Genomic DNA, 589 nt, shown 5'->3' on the forward strand with positions numbered 1-589 from the left:
GTCACTTAACTATATAACCCGAAGCAGTCTTCTAAGACGACCTTTTACCATCTTAGTACTTAAGCTATATATATGACCATTCGTAACGTTTTCGCCGGATAACGCTTGATATGAATCTCATTTCTTTCGTTATCCATGATTAAATTATTCGCTGATATGTGAATAATCTAATCACTTAGCAATGAGTTGCATTATGTCATCACAACATAAAACAACGTCTACTATTACTTACCTAATTGTTAAAGAGCTTCTAATCGCATGATTAGAAATAAATACACTTTACTTAATTCAAACTTAAACCAAGCAAATACACTTATTTATAATCATTTCAATTTTGGAAATTGGTGGAGCTATGCGGGATCGAACCGCAGACCTCCTGCGTGCAAGGCAGGCGCTCTCCCAGCTGAGCTATAGCCCCAATCCCAGAGCATTTTATCCTCTGCTTTAACGTTCATTAAAGTCAGACTCAAAAAATCGTAGATTTTAGTTAATCTAGGCAAATGACTGCGAAGCATAGCCTGCTATGCGAGTAATCATTTAACGATGAGTAACTGAAATCTGGTAGGCCTGGGCAGACTTGAACTGCCGA

1 tRNA gene is annotated in these 589 nt (G+C 37.7%); it reads right to left on the reverse strand.

The annotated features are described in order from the left end of the window. Positions 1-342 precede the first annotated feature (342 nt). A tRNA-Ala gene (locus A3766_RS21590) sits at positions 343-418 on the reverse strand. Positions 419-589 lie beyond the last annotated feature (171 nt).

It is taken from the genome of Oleiphilus sp. HI0132, assembly GCF_001635845.1.